This window comes from Pseudobdellovibrio sp. HCB154 (assembly GCF_046267985.1).
GTDB lineage: Bacteria > Bdellovibrionota > Bdellovibrionia > Bdellovibrionales > Bdellovibrionaceae > Pseudobdellovibrio.
On record NZ_CP176530.1, the window covers coordinates 2,824,845 to 2,844,480 of the forward strand.

18 protein-coding genes are annotated in these 19,636 nt (G+C 39.9%); 12 read left to right on the forward strand and 6 right to left on the reverse strand.

The window, feature by feature from the left end:
- Positions 1-97 precede the first annotated feature (97 nt).
- Positions 98-946, forward strand: a complete 849-nt coding sequence (locus ACKWCF_RS13630; RefSeq protein WP_409478148.1) for a hypothetical protein — start codon at positions 98-100, stop codon at positions 944-946.
- Positions 947-1,278: 332 nt separating this feature from the next.
- On the opposite strand, the gene ACKWCF_RS13635 is transcribed toward ACKWCF_RS13630, so the two are convergent.
- The 3 genes from ACKWCF_RS13635 to ACKWCF_RS13645 are packed head-to-tail and all read right to left on the reverse strand — an operon-like array spanning position 1,279 to position 4,495.
- Complete coding sequence (locus ACKWCF_RS13635) at positions 1,279-2,604, reverse strand: class I SAM-dependent rRNA methyltransferase (RefSeq protein WP_409478149.1); 1,326 nt, start codon at positions 2,602-2,604, stop codon at positions 1,279-1,281.
- A gap of 29 nt (positions 2,605-2,633) precedes the next feature.
- Entirely contained in the window at positions 2,634-3,635 is a 1,002-nt protein-coding gene (locus ACKWCF_RS13640) for an esterase-like activity of phytase family protein (protein WP_409478150.1), read from the reverse strand.
- A 5-nt stretch (positions 3,636-3,640) separates the two neighbouring features.
- Positions 3,641-4,495, reverse strand: a complete 855-nt coding sequence (locus tag ACKWCF_RS13645) for a bifunctional 5,10-methylenetetrahydrofolate dehydrogenase/5,10-methenyltetrahydrofolate cyclohydrolase (RefSeq protein ID WP_409478151.1) — start codon at positions 4,493-4,495, stop codon at positions 3,641-3,643.
- 177 nt (positions 4,496-4,672) lie between these two features.
- Here ACKWCF_RS13645 and ACKWCF_RS13650 point away from each other — a divergent pair, with 177 nt between their 5' ends.
- The 6 genes from ACKWCF_RS13650 (at position 4,673) to ACKWCF_RS13675 (ending at position 7,918) form a co-directional block, all read left to right on the forward strand.
- Positions 4,673-5,122, forward strand: a complete 450-nt coding sequence (locus tag ACKWCF_RS13650; RefSeq protein ID WP_409478152.1) for a hypothetical protein — start codon at positions 4,673-4,675, stop codon at positions 5,120-5,122.
- Between the two features lie 104 nt (positions 5,123-5,226).
- Positions 5,227-5,484: a Flp family type IVb pilin gene (locus ACKWCF_RS13655; protein ID WP_409478153.1), complete on the forward strand. Its 258-nt coding sequence runs from the start codon at positions 5,227-5,229 to the stop codon at positions 5,482-5,484.
- The gene (locus ACKWCF_RS13660) at positions 5,456-5,812 is read left to right on the forward strand and encodes a hypothetical protein (RefSeq protein WP_409478154.1); all 357 of its coding nucleotides are present in this window, start codon (positions 5,456-5,458) and stop codon (positions 5,810-5,812) included. The genes ACKWCF_RS13655 and ACKWCF_RS13660 overlap by 29 nt, the downstream gene beginning before the upstream one ends.
- Positions 5,787-6,536: a hypothetical protein gene (locus ACKWCF_RS13665; protein WP_409478155.1), complete on the forward strand. Its 750-nt coding sequence runs from the start codon at positions 5,787-5,789 to the stop codon at positions 6,534-6,536. The genes ACKWCF_RS13660 and ACKWCF_RS13665 overlap by 26 nt, the downstream gene beginning before the upstream one ends.
- Positions 6,537-6,642: 106 nt before the next feature.
- Complete coding sequence (locus tag ACKWCF_RS13670; RefSeq protein WP_409478156.1) at positions 6,643-7,131, forward strand: hypothetical protein; 489 nt, start codon at positions 6,643-6,645, stop codon at positions 7,129-7,131.
- Position 7,132: 1 nt separating this feature from the next.
- Positions 7,133-7,918, forward strand: a complete 786-nt coding sequence (locus ACKWCF_RS13675) for a hypothetical protein (RefSeq protein WP_409478157.1) — start codon at positions 7,133-7,135, stop codon at positions 7,916-7,918.
- Here ACKWCF_RS13675 and ACKWCF_RS13680 read toward each other — a convergent pair.
- Positions 7,902-9,218 carry an amidohydrolase gene (locus ACKWCF_RS13680; RefSeq protein WP_409478158.1) on the reverse strand — a complete coding sequence of 439 codons (1,317 nt, stop codon included), beginning with the start codon at positions 9,216-9,218 and terminating at the stop codon, positions 7,902-7,904. The genes ACKWCF_RS13675 and ACKWCF_RS13680 overlap by 17 nt on opposite strands.
- Before the next feature lie 87 nt (positions 9,219-9,305).
- Positions 9,306-11,633 carry a hypothetical protein gene (locus tag ACKWCF_RS13685; RefSeq protein WP_409478159.1) on the reverse strand — a complete coding sequence of 776 codons (2,328 nt, stop codon included), beginning with the start codon at positions 11,631-11,633 and terminating at the stop codon, positions 9,306-9,308.
- Positions 11,634-11,820: 187 nt separating this feature from the next.
- Here ACKWCF_RS13685 and ACKWCF_RS13690 point away from each other — a divergent pair, with 187 nt between their 5' ends.
- From ACKWCF_RS13690 to ACKWCF_RS13700, 3 genes are all read left to right on the forward strand, one after another.
- A complete protein-coding gene (locus tag ACKWCF_RS13690) occupies positions 11,821-12,930 on the forward strand; it encodes an ATP-binding protein (protein WP_409478160.1) in 1,110 nt (369 codons plus the stop codon).
- Positions 12,931-12,992: 62 nt separating this feature from the next.
- Positions 12,993-14,258 (forward strand): hypothetical protein, encoded by a 1,266-nt coding sequence (locus tag ACKWCF_RS13695; RefSeq protein WP_409478161.1) that lies wholly within the window; start codon positions 12,993-12,995, stop codon positions 14,256-14,258.
- A complete protein-coding gene (locus ACKWCF_RS13700; RefSeq protein WP_409478162.1) occupies positions 14,255-15,358 on the forward strand; it encodes a CpaF family protein in 1,104 nt (367 codons plus the stop codon). The genes ACKWCF_RS13695 and ACKWCF_RS13700 overlap by 4 nt, the downstream gene beginning before the upstream one ends.
- 780 nt (positions 15,359-16,138) lie before the next feature.
- Here ACKWCF_RS13700 and aspS read toward each other — a convergent pair.
- Complete coding sequence (aspS, locus tag ACKWCF_RS13705) at positions 16,139-17,953, reverse strand: aspartate--tRNA ligase (protein WP_409478163.1); 1,815 nt, start codon at positions 17,951-17,953, stop codon at positions 16,139-16,141.
- 155 nt (positions 17,954-18,108) lie between these two features.
- Here aspS and ACKWCF_RS13710 point away from each other — a divergent pair, with 155 nt between their 5' ends.
- Both ACKWCF_RS13710 and ACKWCF_RS13715 read left to right on the forward strand, forming a co-directional pair.
- Positions 18,109-18,414, forward strand: a complete 306-nt coding sequence (locus ACKWCF_RS13710) for a polyhydroxyalkanoic acid system family protein (RefSeq protein ID WP_409478164.1) — start codon at positions 18,109-18,111, stop codon at positions 18,412-18,414.
- Positions 18,415-18,434: 20 nt separating this feature from the next.
- Positions 18,435-19,631 carry an RNA polymerase factor sigma-32 gene (locus tag ACKWCF_RS13715; RefSeq protein WP_409478165.1) on the forward strand — a complete coding sequence of 399 codons (1,197 nt, stop codon included), beginning with the start codon at positions 18,435-18,437 and terminating at the stop codon, positions 19,629-19,631.
- Positions 19,632-19,636: the final 5 nt, after the last annotated feature.

Here is a 19,636-nt window from a genome sequence, read left to right on the forward strand (position 1 = left end):
CCTAGTACTGGATTATTTAAAACCAAAACAGGACTTATGGTCAACCTGTGAGTCGTTCAATAAGATGAAAGTACTGTAAGCGAGGACACTTTACATCATGGAAACACTTAACATCCCAGAGCACGAAAAGATTTTTAACGAAATTTGTCACAAGTTGAACGAATTATCGCAGGACGAAGACCAAAAGAACTCTAAAGACCGCGTAGTTCAATTAGACAAGATGCAAAATCAACTGAAAAACTTTCAAATCGAGTTAGTTTCAAATCACGAAGATATGAAATTAAAGATCGAAACTTTAGAGAAAATGACGACATCAAATTCTGATTTAACGATGAAAGTAAAAGAATTAACGGATCTTTTAAACCAAGAAAGAAACCACAATTCAAAACTTTCTACAGATTTAGCCCGTTCGTTAGATTTATCTTTAAAACTTCAGTTAGAAATTCAAGAAATCAAAACTAAAGCAATTCAAGCTCAAATGGATGACCGTAAACAGTATTTAGAGAATTACGAAAACATTCAGTTTGATTTTCAAAAAGAAAAAGGCCGTTTGTTAGAAATGAACCAAGGCTTAGCCGGTGAAATCAAACAAAAACAAGAGCAGATCCAAATGCTTGAAGGCAAAATCAACGAACTTGAAGCTGGCATGATGGAAGTTGAAGGCCATAGCCAAGAACAAGCTGAAACAATCAAACACTTAATGACTGTAGCAGAAAACAAAATCGTTGAATTAAAACTTGATAGCGACCGTATTCAATCTGAATTAGACAATGTACGTGGCCAATTTGAGCAATCAAAAACACAAACAGAAATCTTAAAGAAAGAAAACATCGCTCTTAAAGATTACATCAACAAAATGACAGCGTTCCAACAACAGATCTTTGCAGCTCAAGGCCACCCAGCTCAACCAGGCCAACAAGCTCAGGCACAAATCGCCCAAAGATAATTCGCTTACTTACAATTTAGGTTTCCAAAAGAACGGGGCTTTCGTCATCTACTTAGGACAGAGCCCCGTTCGCTATTTAAGAGAAAGAATCTGCTCATCTTCCGACGCTCTGTACTTCAGACAACAATGTTGCCTGAACTCCCGAGCACAAATCATGACGCACTTTAATCACTCAGGGTTTAGGCCCACAATGTGGACTGAAACCCCGAGAGGTAAAAATAGACCAGCAAAATTAAATCAGTAAATCATAGAAACGAAAGTCTGACGGCACGATGCCGTCAGCAAGGCCGTCCCAGGAAGGCGACAACCAGCGCAGCGGCCAAACCAAAGAACTAATCAACTTTGTGTAACAACATCTTCAAATACTGACCTTCAGAGAATTGAATCAGACTTGGATGATCCCACCCTAACCCACCTTCGCAGATCAGCTGAGCTTTTTTACCCGAACGAAGAATAGATTTACGTAAAGAATTTTTGAAGTCTGTTACTTGAACCACACCTGAACAAGTGCATGAAGCTACAACGCCTTTGGCTTTTACGATACGAAAAGCCTGTTCGTTTAATTTCATGTACCCATGAAGACCTGATTCCATATCTTTTTTGTTTTTTACAAAAGCTGGCGGATCAGAAATAACCACGTCGAAGCTGTTAGATTCGATGGGCCCTAAATCTTTAAGCACATCAGCCTTCATCACAGTCACTTTGTTTGTGTACTGCTTTAAGTTTTCTTTGGCTTTTTCTAAAGCTAACTCAGAAACATCGACCAATAAAACTTCAAAAGGGATTTCTTTTTTATTTAAATAAAACGCCACTTGCGCTGACCATTGGCCCATGTAACAGCAAAGGTCTACAATCTTAAGTGGTTTTTCTTTTGTGAATTGTTTAACACGAATTAAACCTTCTAAAGACTGGATCAATAAACGGATATTGTGAGTTTGGTCTAAGAAAAAACCTGTCTTTTGACCTTCGATTAAGTTCACGTTGAATTTTAAAGTTTCCGTCGTATTCAGAGTTGTCGCCATTACAGACGGAATCAAAATCGTTAAATCAGTTAACGAAATATCTTTTGGATTGTAGATCACCTTAGGTTCTTCAACTTCTAAACCTTCAAGTTTACGAATATTCACATCGTTACGTTGAAGTAAGATGGTGTGTTCCCAATCAATATCAGAAAGTTTTTGCGAGAAAACGCCTTCAACTAACTTTTGGTAAATCTCAGTGGCTTGTTCAAAGATACGGTTCATACCGTAAGTTAAAAGTTGGTAAGATAAAACTTGAAAACGTTCGCCGTTTTTTTCAAACACGTAACGATCTATAATTAAGCCTGGCAAAGAATCGGCTTCAGAAAAACAAACGCGGAATGAATCTTGAAAACCTAAGTGAATTCTTTTTTCCCAAGCCGTGTATAATTTTGAAGAAACGTAAGTCGTACTGCCAATTTCGAAATCTTTTAATTCAAAAGTCATCGCACGAAAAGCGATTAACGAATGAGGGTTACCGTAACCACGGGCAATAAAGTGACCCTGATAATCATGCACTTCAACTAATTCACCAGGCTGAAGACCGCGGGGGCTATCCATTAATTCGTTAGAAAACACCCACGGGTGGCGCGAGCGCAAACGTTGATCCGAACCTTTTTTTAGCTTCCAAATTCTCATGACTAAACCTTCTTTACGAAGGCTCTTTTTTAGTCGATTTGGTATAAAAGAAAAAGATTATTATCGGTTTTTGAAAAATTATTATCGCTAATGACCATAAACTGGGTTTTTTGGTCATTCAGCCAGCAGATGCCCTCGTAATTTTGCACTTCTTTCACTTGGGCTTTTAGGACCTTATCGGTAGCAAAATCATACGCGCAGCTCTTTTTAATCGACTTAGAGCTCTGATCTTTTGCGGCCGTGCACATCTGCACATCGAACTGTAAACCGTTAAGGCTAACACTCACCCCACGTTCAATCACAATCAGGTTTTGATTTTTATCATACACGAAGTCAGTTACACCCATCTCAGCCCCTAAACCGTTACCGATGTATTGTGGCATTGGATAAGACCATTCATTTAAAACCGCTGTGTCGCCAGAGGCTGATCCTTCAATCATAATAAGTTTATTGCGCTCTTGCACTAATGGGCCTTCTAAAATAGCCCCCCATAAGCCAGCATCCGCATCCATACTTAAACCTTCAAAACCTTTATTATTTTGCGTACCGCGAATTTGTAATCCCGTACCGTTAGCAATAAATTTCTGCGGCAAAGTCACATCGGCAATACGTTCACCGCTAGAATTGATCCAAAACAAAGCCACCGGCTGACGCGGTTTTTGGTTTAAATCACCTTCACTCGAAATTAAAATGCGCTCTGGTGAAATACGCGCTAAACCTTCCATGTCTAAGAAAGTTTTATTATCTACAGGCTTAGCCACTTTTAACCATTTTAAATCGGTCGTGTTTAATTCTGATTTTTGTGAATCATATTTTAAAGTTAAAATACGCGGATGCCCCTGATTGCCACGATCATCAGAGACGAAATAAATTTCATCACCTAATTTACTGCAGCCCGAAAGGCCGCCGATCGTGTAGTTTTCAAATTTAGTTTGCGCAGGAATTTGCCAAACTTTTTTTAAGGTAAATTTAGGCGCGGCCATTACTGGTAGCGCTAATAATAACGAAGAAAGCACTAAAGAAAATTTCATAAGTTTTAAGATTGTCTGCGCGCTTTGCACGCCTGTAAAGTGTTTTGCATAAGCATTGCAATGGTTGTCACGCCAACGCCGCCAGGGACAGGGCTTTGCGCTGATAGCCACGTGTCGTTTTCAACAGCTTTAACCACATCGCCCGTTAACTTGTGACCTTCAGCGCGGTGAATACCAACGTCAATCACAATGGCGCCTTGTTTAAAATCAGCTTGTTTAAAATATTCTGATTTGCCGATGGCCACACACACGATGTCGAAAGTTTTAATTTCCTGCATCAGGTTTTCAGATTTTGAATGGAACAAAGTCACCGTCGCATTTTCTTGCGTTAATAAATGCACTAGCGGCGTTCCCACGATTTGACTGCGACCAATCACCGCCACTTTTTTGCCGGCGATTTTGATATCGTAATATTTTAAAATTTCAACGATACCTGCGGGCGTACAAGGTTTAACAATCGCATCACCTACCACCATTGAACCAATGTTGGTTTTTGTTAAACAATCAACATCTTTACCTGGAGCAATTTTTTCTAAAGCGGTACGTTCGTGAATGTGTTTGGGAAGCGGAAGTTGAACCAAGATACCATCAACTTTTGAATTTTTATTAAGGTCGTCGATTTTTGCTAACAATTCATTTTGCGAGATTTTTTCATCTAAACGAATCACTTCGGAAGAAAAACCTAAAGCTTCACACATGCGGGCTTTGTGGCCGACGTAAACTTCGCTGGCCGGATCTTTACCCACCAGAATGACGCTTAAGTGAGGAAGAGCTAACCCTTTTTGTGGCCATGAGGCGATTTCAGCTTTGATATCTGCTTGGATTTTTTCACTGACCGGTTGGCCCTTAAGTAGCTTCATCGTTGACCCTCATTTCGTGCTGGTTTATCTGTGAGTCTTAAAACTACCAAAATAGTGAGCGATTTCAATAGGTTACAAACAGCAACACAATCAATGGTTTCTTGACCCAGAAGCTATTTTCTACTAGATTGCAAAGTCTGTCCTTAAAAAACTTCAAACTTACAAAGAGGTCTTCCGATGGCTGAAAAAGTTAAACTTTCAAAAGATGGTAACTCAATTGATTTCGTTCAATCTGAAAGCTTACCAACGTCATTAAAAAAATTCCGCCAATCACCTGAGATCGAAGGTTTTTACCGTTTTATTTTTGAAAACGATTTACAAAAAGAAGCTTACGAAATTTTAGATCGTATCGTTGCTGCCCGTAAAGCAGCTAAAAAAGCGCAAAAAACTGAAACTAAACAAGCCGCTAAACTTGAAGCTCAAGCAGCGGCAGCAGCTTTAAAAGCAGCAGCTGAAGCAAAAGCCAAAGCAGCTAAAGCCGTTCCGGTAGCGAAAGCGGTTGCAAAACCAGCGGCTAAAGCAGCTCCAGCAAAAGTAACTGCTAAAGTTCCAGCTAAGCCAGCAGCGAAAGCCGCAAAACCTGCTCCTAAAGTAATCCCAGTAGCTAAGAAAAAAGCTAAAAAGTAATCCGACAGGTCCGGATGTTCTCGAATTCCGGATTCCACAAATTATAGATCGCAAGCTGATTAAGTTTAGCGATTGCAAAAAGCCTCCTTCACGGAGGTTTTTTTATGTCCAAAAAAATTCTAAAAAACAAAAAGGGCCAAGGCTTAATCGAATACTTAATGTTAGTGGCCTTAATCGCAGTAGCTACTATCGGCGTGGTTAAAGTCGTTGGTAACAACTTAGGTAAAAAGTACGAAAACGTGAATCGCGCCTTAGGTGCCGATGGCCAACAGCTTAAAGCTGAAAATGCCAGTGATGGAGCTTTAGCACAAAAAGATTTATCGAACTTTTTAGATGGCGCCAAAACTAACAGCGGTAAATAACAATAAAGGCCAGGCGCTGACTGAAGCTATTTTTATGCTCGGCATGACCGGGCTATTTTTGTATTTTCTGTTACGCTGTCTTTTACTGGTAATCTTCACCGTAGCTCTTGATGCTATGGCTGAAGATTATTTTTTCTGTGAATTAGCTAAAAAACCATCTTGTGAACGGCAGTTGCGAAATAATCTTACGAAAAACCAATTACGCGACATCAATATTTATATCAGAAAACCGCATAATAAAATTGTTTTAACCGTGACAGTCACCCATCTGGCTTCAACCACAATCACGCGCGAGTTTAACTATGAAAAATACCGGCAAAAACTCTAAAGGCTTTGTAAGTTTATCTTTTGTTTTTATTTTAATGACCTTCTTAAGCCTGTATTTCACAGGTGTTTTTGCCATTGCCCTGTCACAGCAGCGCGATTATGTGCGTAGCACTTGTGTTAACGAGGCCAGCGATTTACAAATTTCTACACTTAAAAATGCACGTACTCTTTTTGCCCTTAATAAATATTCTACCGCCTTAAGAAGGTCTATTACTATAACCAAAGTCACCCTGGCTTTGGCAACGGCGACAATGAATGCTCCTGTAATCGCATCTACAGAAAGAATTTTGAATGGTCTTTATCGCTCACAAGATGCTTTAGATAAAATCCAAAAAGCGATCATCTTTAAGGCCCGCGCCGAATTAACTGCAAAACATTCAGCTTTAGTAATTAAGGCCAATACTGGCCAATACGAACTGGCAAAACCGTGGAAGTACATGATCAAAATGCTGGGCGGCTTTAGCCCGCAACGTTTACCTAGCTTTGCCGTCCGTGCGGATTCGGAAGGCGGAATAGCCCCGAATTACGAATGGGAGCCTGATGCCGAAAAGAAACTTACTTTGGCCTATTCTTGGAAGATGGGTTTCTACACAAGATCAGAATATCAGACCTTTTTTAAATGGATGAATGTTCTGAGCACACAATGTTCGGTGGCACCGAATTTAAAGGAAGACAAATGGGAATTAACAATCAACGTGGACAAGTCATCGCCGAATACGTTTTAACGATTTTACTATTCACAGCGATGCTAACAGCCGTTTCAACTATGGCGAAACATCAGCGTGAATTTTCCAATAAATACAAAATTTCAAAATCGGTAAAGGGCCAATAATGGATATTAAATCACGCTTAAAAATTTCATTACAACAGCATAAGTACTTTGTATTTATGTTTGTGTTCTTTGTTTTTGTTTATATCTACACAACCCTAGATGAACGCGGCGAAAAACCACAGGAAAAACTACTCACCGTAGATACATTAATTCCTAACGGCTACGCGCTGGTGCCGATTGAATTAGAAAATATCACAGCCATTGCCAGTCTGATTGAAGGTTATGGTGTTGTGGATATTTACTTAGGTAAAAACAGTTCACGTCATTCTAAAAAGCTTTTTCAGAAAGTTAAAATCTTACGTGCTCCGAATAACCCGAACGCTTACTCGTTACTTCTGCCCGATCATTTATCGAGTGAATTACTTAAATACGATGGGCCATTTTTTGCGGTGATTCAGAATAAAAATGAAGCCAGTGACAACCCCGCGGTTCGTGAACAAGCAGCCGCCAGCAAAAAAAGCGTAAAGATCGAATACAACGGAGGATAGAATGAAATTTTTAGTTTTATTATTAGTTTTAATCAGCTGTACAAGTTTTGCAGACGAAGGCATCGTGCTTGTTGCACATAAAAATACTCCGCTTGAAGATTATAAAAAAATCTGTGCTAAGAATAATTACCTTTGTTTTCCTAAGGCTTTTATTTCGCTCTCAAAAAATCAAACACCGCATTTTGATTTCTTGATTGAAAACTTTGACTTAGATAACAAGGATTATGTTACGCAGTTTTCTAAAAAGTTAGCGTTAAGCTTAAAAGAAGATGATTTAACTTTAGAACAAATTAAAAACTTAATTTTAGCGACTGAGAAAATTGTTTTAAATAAAGATGCGAAACTTTCTGATGAACTTAAAAAGCTTAAAAAGATCTACGAAGTTTTCGGTAAGTTAACAGATGAAGATTCAGATAAAATGATTTTTGTCGCTGGTAAAAACGTGGCGAACAACTTACGTAATCGTTTGTTACTTGATCCTTATTTGAATGCTTTAAAACATTCAGACCTTGATTACGTATCTATGACCCAAAATGGCGAAAAGAAATTCTTTTTAAACGGTGACTGTGATCATCCCCGTTACACTGAGTTTGTAAGCCAGCTTGATTTACAGGTGCTGCCACATTTTTCAGAAGGTGGTTGTAACTTAAGCCAGAAATACAACTGGGGCACAGATTTAATGACTGACCATTTTAAAGAACACAAAAATAAATATCTGATCGGTCTTGCGACGGTAGCTACGATTTTCTTTTTAAAATCTTACGAGATTTCTAGCGGAAGCGAATAACTTCGCCTTCAAAGTTAATGGCAATGATCCCCTGATCGTCAAACTCAGTTTGGCATTGCCCCCACCCAGAAGTTGGATAAGCGTGAAAGCGCTTCCAATCTTCTGACGGCTTTGGGATTGATTTAGCGCTCTCTAATAAAGCTTTACGAGTTAATAATAAATTTGTCGGTTCAATCGGTGAATCTGATCCAAAATCAACATGAATACGGTTTTTGCGAAGAGCTTCCCATTGAAATAAGTATTTTGTTAAATCACCGATACAGTCTTGTAACCACGGGTGATCTGATAACCAATGGCAAGGCTGCATGTGCACGTACACATGTAATGGTTTTAAAAGCGGAATTGTTTCTGGTCGCAATAACTGCGCATGCTCAATATGAATTTTACCAAGTAAACCAGCCGCAGAAACTTCACGGGCACATTGAGCCACCGTGTGAACCGACTCATCACCGATACAGTGAATGGCAACTTCCATTTTATTACGCCAACAGTAAGCAATCGTGGCTTTAATATCTGTGGCTGACCAAATTAATAAACCACGTTGGTTTTCGCCCACATAGTTTTGCGATAGATACGCTGTTTTAGATCCTAATGAGCCATCGATAAAGATTTTTAAACCTTTAACTTTTAATTGCGCACACGGATTATCTAAACACCTTTGATATTCACTTAAACCGCGGTCTAAATCCTTTACGGATTCAACCGTGATAAAACCTTCGCAGTAAATTTTTAGCTTTTGCTGTTCACACAAAGCTTTTTGCAATTGCCACTGGCGAAAAGTCATCGACATGTCACGCAGATGGGTAAACCCACCGGTATTAAAGATTTCGCCGGATTTAACTAAAAAATGTGACAGTTGTTGATCCGTATAATCCGGAAGTATCAATAGAGCATTGATATGCGCTTGATCTTGCAAAATACCAATTGGTTCACCGTTTAAATCGCGTAAGACTTTTCCACCCTGTGGGTCTTTTGAAAAATCAAAACCCTTTTGTTTTAACACTTCAATGGCTTTTGAATTAATCCAACTACTATGACCATCAACGCGCGAAAAGAAAACCGGCTTATCAGGAAAAACTTTATCTAAGATAGACTTATGCGGAAGATCTGAAGGCACCCAGTTGTTATGATTCCAACCAAATCCCACAAGCCATTCACCGCGGTGGTGATGCTGCTCAATTTTAAGTTCTGAAACATCGAGCGCTGATTTTAAGTCACGCAGCGAAAGCTCTAAGGCCACTTGGCCTGTTCCTAGAAAATGTGTGTGACTATCAAAGCAGTTATTAATCGTTTCGCTCATCTCACCAAACTAACAGAGAATCTCAAAAAAAAGAAGGCTGAGGTTTTACGCTCAGCCTTCGTGCATTTTTAAATTTGTTTTTGACTACTATCTTCCGCCACCTGGGTTCGGAATCGTAACTTGTCCACCCGTTGAAGGAACCGCTGTACCTGGGTACGTCGGGTATGTTGGATAAGTTGTTCCTGTTCCACCACCTGGAATCCAAGAAGGAGGTGTCGACATAGCCGAACCAAACTGCATAGTACCTACTGAAGGAGCTGCTACGCCGATTGATCCACCGATTGAACCTGAACCGTAGTATCCGCCACCTGCTGTACCACCAGAGTAAGCCCCTGTGTAAAGCATTTGTAAACGCATTTGTAAATTCATGATCTCTTGCTGAACTTGTTGAGCTTGCATTTGAACTTGAATTTGACGTTGATACTGTTGCTGCTGAGCTTGTACTTGAGCTTGGTAGTATTGCATTTGCATTTGCGCTTGCTGTTGTTGCATTTGCAACATTTGTAATTGCATTTGTGGGTTGTTCATTTGCATACCCATCATTGGAATACCGCCGTTAGCTGCAACACCGATTCCGCCGTTTACAAATTGACCCATCATCGGATAACCACCATTCATCGGGTATCCGCCATTAGCTGCTAAACCACCATTGATCGCAAGACCGCCGTTAGCAAATGTTCCAATACCAGGACATGGCCATTGAACACACATCATTTGGCTGCCCGTCATCGGGAATCCACCGTTAGCTGCGAATCCACCATTGGCAGCAAAACCACCGTTCATCGGGAATCCGCCATTCATCGGAAAACCGCCAGTCATAGGGTATCCACCGTTCATCGGGAAACCACCGTTAGCTGCGAATCCACCATTCACGGCAAAACCACCGTTGATCGGGAATCCACCTGTCATCGGATAACCACCATTCATCGGGTAGCCGCCATTCATAGGATAACCGCCGACTGCATTTCCATACATTGGATAACCGATTCCACCATTAACTACACCGTTAACTGCGAAACCAGGACCGTAACCATATGGCCATCCGCCATTTGGACCAGCCATCATACCACCCGGACCATAACCTGGAGGGTACATACCACCACCCCATGGAGTTCCGAACATACCTTGAGGATAACCGAACGCACCACCTGGACCGTAAGGACCGTAAGCACCCATCGGACCACCAAATGGTCCACCCATTCCGCCGCCAGCTCCGTAAGGAAAACCTGTTCCACCTAAACCAGCGCCGCAACCAAAACCACCTAAACCAGAACCACCGTTAATCGCACCGTAAGCACCGGCTAATACGAAAGGTAAACCTAAGCCGACCGCTGTTGGGTAACCTTGTTGTGGAGGGTAACCTAATTGTGCAGAGTATTCTGCATTTCTATCATCATATTGTTTACCGATATAACCTAAACCAAGACCGATACCGATTGTTCCTAAAATTGAAACCCAGTCACGTTTTGGTTTTTGGTATTCACCATCACGGTCGCCGCTACCACACTCTGGGCAATCGCCTTCAAGTTGTGTTTTAGCACGGTATTCACGTTCAATCGCTGCACGTTCTTTGGCATCAGAGATGGCGTATTGGCGGTCACGAATTTCATCTTCGATTCTTTCAATACGAGCTTGCGCCTCGTCACGTTTAATACGGAATTTACGGTAGTCATTTAATTGCTTACCGCACTCAGTAGTTGAGTACGCTGAAGATTTACGGTCTTCAGGTTGTAAAGTTCTGTCAGAACAAATTGAAGAGTTGATTTTACCGCCATCAGATTTTGTTTTAGCGGCACAGTATTTACCATTCCAGTTAGTTCTTAATTTATCAGGAACTGTATCTTTAGAACCGCAATCAGCTGAAGCTGTTACAGTGACTGAACCTTCGACTACAGTTTGCTGACCTGTTGCTGGATCAATCTTTGTTGTCGCTGTACCTACTGCTGTTGCACCTGTTTGCGCTGAGGCAGAACAATTTAAGCCTGGAGCTGTGTCGTAATCGTTACAAGTGTTACCTTTTTCGATATGTGTTTCTAATAAGAAATCTAGAATTTCGCCGTCGAATTGTCTTTCAAGTTTGCGTGCCGCAAATTGCATTTCAGTTTCTGCACGTTTTTTTTCTAACTGACGAGCTTTTAAATCTTTTTGCAATTCAGAGATTCTGTTGCGCTCTTCTTTTTCTTCGTCAGACATACTTGTGGCATTTGTTCCCTGTCTAACAGGATATCCGCAACCCTGTTGTCCGCCCCAGTAGCCTGACCCCCACATACCGCCACCACCGCCGTAACCAGCGTTAATACCAGCATTGGCATAAGCATTAAACTGAGCTTCTGCCTTTTCACTTACAAAGCTAAGCGAGAATACAAATGCAAACACGCTTGTAAGAAGAAAATTAATTATGTTTTTCAACGACATAGAGTCTCCTAAAAAAATCATATCAAAAATAGATACACGTATACCTAGATCATCGTATCACTTTTCGACAGGTCTATGCGATAGTTACAGGGTCCAGTAAATAAAAATAGTCCAAGGTCAGTGGCCCAAAGGACAGCTACAAATTCTTAAGCTGACCGATTTTTTTTCATTCGATAGCATGTTTGAGATGGATAAACCAAAGCTGCTGTTTCTTGATGATGAAGTTGATAATCTAGATGCTATGGAACGCTTGCTTAGAAAGCGTTTTACGGTATTTAAAGCTTCAACGCCGCAGGACGCCTTTGCTCATCTAGACCAAAATCCAGATATCTCGATTATTATTTCTGACCAACGCATGCCGCTCATTACAGGAACTGAGTTTTTAGAAAAATCCATTGTGACTCATCCCGATTCAATCAGGATCTTGTTAACAGGTTACACGGATATTGAATCTGTCATTGAAGCCATCAATAAAGGACAGATCTATAAATACATCACCAAACCTTGGGACCCTGTTGATCTTCAGAAGAATTTAGAAAATGCTTACGAAAAACTTTCGCTGCGTAAGGAGCTGAAAGAAAAAAACCAAGCCTTAGAAGCTGCGCTATTAGAACTGCAATCTTTAGATAAAACAAAATCGCAGTTTATGATTTTGATTAATCACGAATTAAAAACACCCTTAACTTCTATTTTAAGTTTTACTGGTCTTTTACGTGAATCTTCATTATCTGAAGAACAAGCTTTATTCGTCGATCGTATTAATAAATCTGGCGAAAAGCTTAAAGGCATTATTGAAGACGTATTATTAGTTGTTAAAGGTGAATTAGGGCAAATTCCGATTCGCTACGAGACAATTAAATTAAAATCATTCTTTGAACAGCTACCTGACGATATTTCAAAAATGATGAACACCAAGGGGCAAAAGCTTGATTTTGACTTAAGCGTAGAAACTGTTGAAGCTGATCCGCAGCACATGAAAATTCTTGTGACTCGTGCCCTTCACAATGCGACTAAGTTTGGCCAAGCTCAAAGCAGCATTAAAGTCTCTTCACGTTTAGATAATAAAAACGTGGTGATCGAAATTCAAAACTTAGGCCCGAAGATTTCACAAAATGTTTTAGATAAAATTTTAAGTCCGTTTACCCTCGATGAAAATGTGATGAATCACTCTGTCGGTATGGGATTAGGCTTAACCATTTGCCAAACTCTTTTAAAAGCGCACCATGGCCGTCTTGAAATCAGCAATACGGAAGACGGAGTGAGCGTTCGTTTTATCTTTCCGGAAATCCGAAAATAGGATTTTGATTTAACCATTAGGCTTTAAAACCTCTGGAACGGTTTATGAACTGTTTTAGGGTTATGAAAAAGCTCTTTTTATTATTTATTCTTTTTCCATTTTCTACCCTGCTGGCTGAAACTCTTTCTTCAGGCCCTCGTTACGACATTATGGTCGAAATGGGTGATGAACATGTCTTAAAAAACGTGTCGCACAAACTATGGATTGAAAACCCTAAGATCTTTTCTGCTTCTGGTAGCGGAAGCTCAGTCACCTTAAAGCCCTTAGCTTTAGGATCATCGAAAGTTCGTATCGATCAAAAAGAGATCGTGGCTTTATCAGTTCCTACAGGATTTAAAGAATCTTTTAAAATTTGGACGCAGCTCGCCCGCAAGAGCCCCCAACTCAGCGTAGCTTTCTGCGAACAAAGTTTATGTTTAAAAGGTGAAATCTTTAATTTAGATGAATTTAAAAAAATCATTTCTACGATGGAAGAAAAAAACGCCTTTCTCTTTTTAAAATTAGACATGAGCGATAAATTAAGTTCTGAAGTTGAAAAATGGTACGTGCAGTATTTTAGAAATCATGAAATCACCCCGCCAAAGATTATTTTTTCATCTTCACCTTGGAAAGCTGTTTTATCTTCAAAAGATAATAGCATTACCAGCCGCAATCAAACTAATCAGGTTGGGCTATTTACCCAAGATAATCCTAATAAAATTGAGATCAGCGATAACATTAAAGTAGCAGTTAAGTTTGTTGAAATTAAAAAATCAACCGCTAGAAAACTGGGTATTGATTGGCAAAAAGCTGTGCGTGGCCAGCTATTAGATTCAAAAGTCACTTTTGATAATTCGATTGATTTAGTTTTAAATGCCGAAGAATCATCTGGCAATTCTAAGACTTTAGCTAACCCCACGCTTATTTGCCGTAATGGTAAAGAGGCTGAATTTTTTGCGGGTGGCGAAATTCCTATTGTTTTAACTAAGTATAAAACCCGCGAAGTGGTTTGGAAGAAATATGGCGTAAGTCTTAAAATTAAACCTGTCGTTGATCCGTTAGGGCAAATGAGTATTGCTATCGAAACTGAAGTTTCAACACCTGATGAATCTAAATCGATCGATGGTATTCCTGGAATTTCAGCAAATAAAGTTTCAAGTCACTTTGATTTAGTGAAATCGCGCACTATTGTTTTATCGGGCTTAATTCATAATGGTATTGGCGATAGCGCCACGGGCCTTCCGTACCTAACGCAGATTCCTGTGATCGGCAAACTCTTTTCAAGCCAAGGCTTTCGTGAAAGCGAAACTGAAATGATGATCTTCGTAACCCCTGAGATTTTTGAATGAACTTAAGTGAAGCTAAAAATATTTTTCAAAAACTGCGCGCTGATAAAACCGCGATCTTAGCATCTGATGTAATGACCGCTACAGCGCCTGAACTTAAAGAAAAAAGTTTGTTGCTGTCGCTAGATGAAAACTTACAAGCTGTTGATTTAGCGGTGCGTGAACGAATTTTAAATGAACTTAATGGTTTTGGACCGATCACTCATCTGTTAGCTGATGAGTCGGTGACTGAAATTCTAATAAACCAGTTTGATCAGATTTATTTTGAACGTTTAGGAAAACTGCAAAGATCGGAAGATCACTTTTTTGATTCTAATAGTTATAAAGACTTTATCGAAAAGCTTTGTAACTTTTGTCAGACCTATATTAATGCTGAAAAACCATTTATCGAAGTGCAGTTAAACAATTTACGTATCACAGTGCTCTTTCCTGAAATCTGCCGTGGCGAATTTATCGTGTCGATTCGTAAACAGCCTTTAACGCGTTGGACTTTTGATCGTTTAAGCGCGCAAGAATGGGCTAAGCCCGAAGAAATTGCAGCGATTAAACATTTAATCCAGCAGAAAAAGAATTTTCTGGTCGTTGGCGGAACGGGCTCTGGAAAAACCAGTTTACTGCAAGCTTGCATTAACGAAATGCCTCAAGACCGTTTAGTGATTATTGAAGATACACAAGAGTTAAATCCGGTATTTTCGCAGAATACTTCGTTATTAACCCGCCTTGATCCGACAAAAAAGCTGATTGATGTAACCATGAATGATCTGATTAAAAAAGCTTTACGTTTACGCCCTGATCGTATTTGCGTGGGCGAGATTCGCGGCGAAGAAGCGACAGCTTTACTGATGGCTTTGGCCACAGGTCATGACGGAAGTTTCGGTTCACTTCACGCGCGCACGGCGCATGAAGCTTTGCTACGTCTTGAGATGTTAATTCAAATGGGAGCACCACAATGGTCGTTGCAATCAATTCGCCGACTTATTGGTTTAACGGTGCAGAATATTTTGGTTGTTGAAAAGCGCGATGGAAAACGCTGTTTACAAGGAATCTATGAACTTGGTTCTGTTGAAGAGTACGGGATTACTTTGCAACAGCTGGAAACCTAGACTTAAGCAGAGCTTAGGGGTTTATCTAATATTCCGATAAACCTAATATGACAAATGAGCAAAGTTTGCAAAACATCGAAGTCGTTAAAAAATTGATTCATCTTTATCAAAACGACTACGTATATCTTAAGTTTAAAAGTGCGACTGAGTTCGAAATTATTCGACTTCCTAAATACAATGAGCATTTTCATGATTTAATGTTAAACCATCTGTATATAGACAAATTACCCTACGCTCATTTATGGCAACCTCCCTTAAAAGCTGAACCATATCTGCGTTACATAGACTCGAACCTGGATTTTTTTATGAATCTAACCACAAATGAATACACGATATGTTATGAAGATACTCCCATCGATATCGAAGAAGCCCGTAATGAATTTCAAGAATTAATCGGAAAGCTTAAATAACTCTGACTTGATTAGATTATTAACATCGCCGGAAACTATTTTGTTTGTATTCAATACTTTACAAACAAACATTTCCAAATTCGTATGTCCCGAGTCAGTTCCTCTCAACCAATAGTTTACTCTCTTACACAAATAAATTTTTTGGTGGCTATTTATTCCAAGGTACAATTTTTCATTTGTAATGAAGAACTTAGCTTCGGTTTGCTCGTTCACTATCTTATTACCCTTATTTACAAGAGCTACAATTTCAAAATAACTTTTAATACAGTCTGTGCGAAAATAATCCATGTCATAGCACAGTTCAAAAAAAAGACCCGGTTTAAAATAACTTAAACCGGGTCTAACAATTTTTAATTCCGAAAGACGAAAACTATTTTAAGCCTTTATCTTCTAAAAACTTTTCGGCTTGAGCGTTTAACTTAATACCTACTTCGTTTAACTGGTCGCGGTTCACTGGGCTTGGGCAGTCTGACATTAAGCAAGACGCCTGAGCTGTTTTCGGGAACGCGATCACTTCACGGATAGCTTCAGTTTGAGTTAATAACATCACTAAACGGTCCATACCCCAAGCGATACCGCCATGTGGAGGAGTTCCGTATTTTAAAGCTTCTAAGAAGAATCCGAATTTTGCTTTTGCTTCTTCTTCAGATAAACCTAATAAACGGAAAACGGCCGCTTGGATTTCTTGTTTGTAAACACGAATAGAACCGCCACCCATTTCGTAGCCGTTACAAACTAAGTCGTAAGCTTTAGCTAACATATGTGGGTACGCTTTTTCGTTGTTATCAATCATATCCTGGAAGTACTCATCAGTTGGCGATGTGAACGGATGGTGACGTGAGAACCAACGTTTATCTTCTGGGAAGTACTCTAGTAATGGGAAGTCAACAATCCATAAGAAGTTGTATTTGCTGAAGTCGATTAATTTTAACTCGCGACCTAAATGGTTACGTAACGCTGAAAGCGCCGCACAAGCTGGATCGTAATCATCAGCTACGATTAAACCGCAGTCTTTATCTGTACAACCCAGTGTTTTAAATACTAATTGAAGTTTTTCTTGTGAAATAAATTTTGATGCTGGCGAAGCAATGGTTCCATCTGCATCTTTTTTTAACCACACTAAACCTTTAGCGCCACCTTTTTTTGCGATATCAGTTAATTTATCAAACTGACCGCGCGAGAAAGCTTGTCCACCCGGAACACAAAGACCACGCACGATACCCTTACGAGCTAATGTGTCGTCAAAAACTTTAAAACCTGAACTTTGTAACACTTCTTCAAGTTTTACGATGTGCATTTCAAAACGTGTATCTGGTTTATCGTTTCCGTACTTATCCATAGATTCGAAGTACGTCATACGTTGAAGTTTAGGTACGTCGATACCTTTGATTTCTTTCCAGATATGGCGAAGCATTTTTTCATTCATTTCGATAATGTCTTCAACGTCGATGAACGACATCTCCATATCGATCTGAGAAAATTCAGGCTGACGGTCGGCACGTAAATCTTCGTCACGGAAACAACGAGCGATTTGGAAATAACGATCGTAACCTGCTACCATCAATAACTGTTTAAGTAATTGTGGCGATTGCGGTAACGCATAGAAATTACCTGGGTTCACACGTGAAGGCACAAGATAGTCACGTGCGCCTTCTGGAGTAGATTTAAATAAGATCGGTGTTTCAACTTCAATGAAGCCGTTGTTCGATAAAAATTCACGAACTAAGCGCGCCACTTTATGACGAGTGATCATATGATGTTGTAAACGCGGTGAACGTAAATCTAAGTAACGGTGTTTTAAACGTAAAACTTCATTCACGTTTTCATCGTCGACTTGAAACGGAGGTGTTGCTGCTGAATTTAAAACTTCACAACGAGTCGCTTCAACTTCGATTTCGCCTGTTTTAATTTTTGTATTTTTCATTCCGTCTGGACGAGCACGCACGACACCTTCTAAGGCAACCACGTACTCACCGCGAAAATCTTTTGCGCTTGCTGTATCAGCTTTCGTTGGATCAAGAACAACTTGAACGATACCTTCGCGGTCGCGAAGATCGATGAAAATAAGACTTCCGTGGTCACGACGAACATTGACCCAACCCATCAAGACAACTTTTTGTCCCACGTGTTTGCTGTTTAATTCGCCACAGTAGTTCGTTCTTTTTAGTTCTCTCACAAATTTCATAACTAAACCTAATTTCTATTTATTTTTTGCGTTTCGCGCATCTTTTTCTGGTGTTCAAGCCAGATTAGAACAGTTAGAGTATAATAGTTGACAAACTTTCGTCAAAACTCATCTTTAATTAGGTGGCAAAATTGTACCATCCAGAGGATTAGAACATGCCCAAAGTAAACTTCGAAATGCCGGCTCCATTATCTGCTGACCAGGCTTTTACTAAGATCCAAACGTTTTTAAACTCAGATAATCACTTTAAGAAGCTAGATCCTAAGGTTTCTGCGACTTTTGACCAGTCTAACAAATCATGTCAAATCAATGGTTCGCAATTTAAAGCTGATTTAAAGATTAAACCTGATAACGACAAGTGTTCGGTAGCCATCGAAGTAGACATCCCTTTTGCATTGGCTCTTTTTAAGGGAAAAATCAAAGAAGAGATCGAAAAAGCCTTTAAAAAGGTTTTAACCTAGAGAGTTTGCACTAAAGTTCTATGGCAAAGAAAAAAGTAAGCGCTAAAAAAGCGACTGCAAAGACAGCAGCAAAAAAAGCATCCGCTAAAAAAGTTACGACAAAAAAGGCGACTTCTAAAAAAGCTGTCGTGAAAGCGGCTGTCAAAAAAGCGATTACTAAAATTAAGACTCCGAAAGAAAAAGAAGACGTTAAAAAAGTTCACGCCGTTCTGGTTGAAGATCACCACGAACACGATGAACCGATTGATGTTCATGCGCAGCATGACCCGGATGGTCGTCACCTTGACGCTGACCATGATGAAGCCGAAGCGGCCGAAGAACTCGAGATCGAACAACCTACCCATCAATTACCGACCGTTGTTTCTGACCACGGCACAGTTCGTTCTCGTGATCCGCTAACAACTTACTTAAATGAAATTCGTAAATACCCTGTCTTAAGCCGCGAAGAAGAAGCTAAATTAGCGAAACGTTATTTTGAAACCAAAGATCCCGAAGCGGCGCAAGCTTTAGTGCGTGCGAATCTTCGCTTTGTTGTAAAAATTGCGGCTGAATACGCGCGTTTTTCTTCACGCATGATCGATCTTATCCAAGAAGGTAACGTTGGTCTTATGCATGCGGTAAAAGAGTATAATCCCAATAAAGGGGCCCGTTTAATCACGTACGCTGTTTGGTGGATTCGCGGTTATATTCAAGAGTACTTAATGCGCCAATTCTCAATGGTGCGTATTGGAACAACAGCTAATCAAAGAAAATTATTCTATCAGTTACAACGTCAGAAAAACGAATTAGAAAAAATGTCTTCACCGGAAAATATCGCGCAGTTATCTCACAAACTTGGAATTCCAAAAGAAGAAGTTGAAGAGATGGCCAAACGTGTTTCTGGTCGCGATGTCAGCCTTGATAAAACCGCTGATGACGATAGCGGCGCCACTTTATCTTTAGGAAGTATTTTACGTAAAGAAGATGGCAGCCTTCCCCTAGATGAACAGCTGGCTTTGGCCGAGCAGCTTAAGTTTTTAAAAGATGCGATTGAAAGCATTAAAGATAGCTTAACAGAAAAAGAAAAAATCATCCTTGATGAACGTGTTTTAAATGAAGAGCCGCTTACGCTCCAAGAAATCGGAGAAAAGTATCACATTACCCGCGAAGCTGTTCGCCAAAACGAAGCTCGCCTGATCAATAAAATCAAAACCGCACTTGCGGAGTTAATGAAATAGTCACA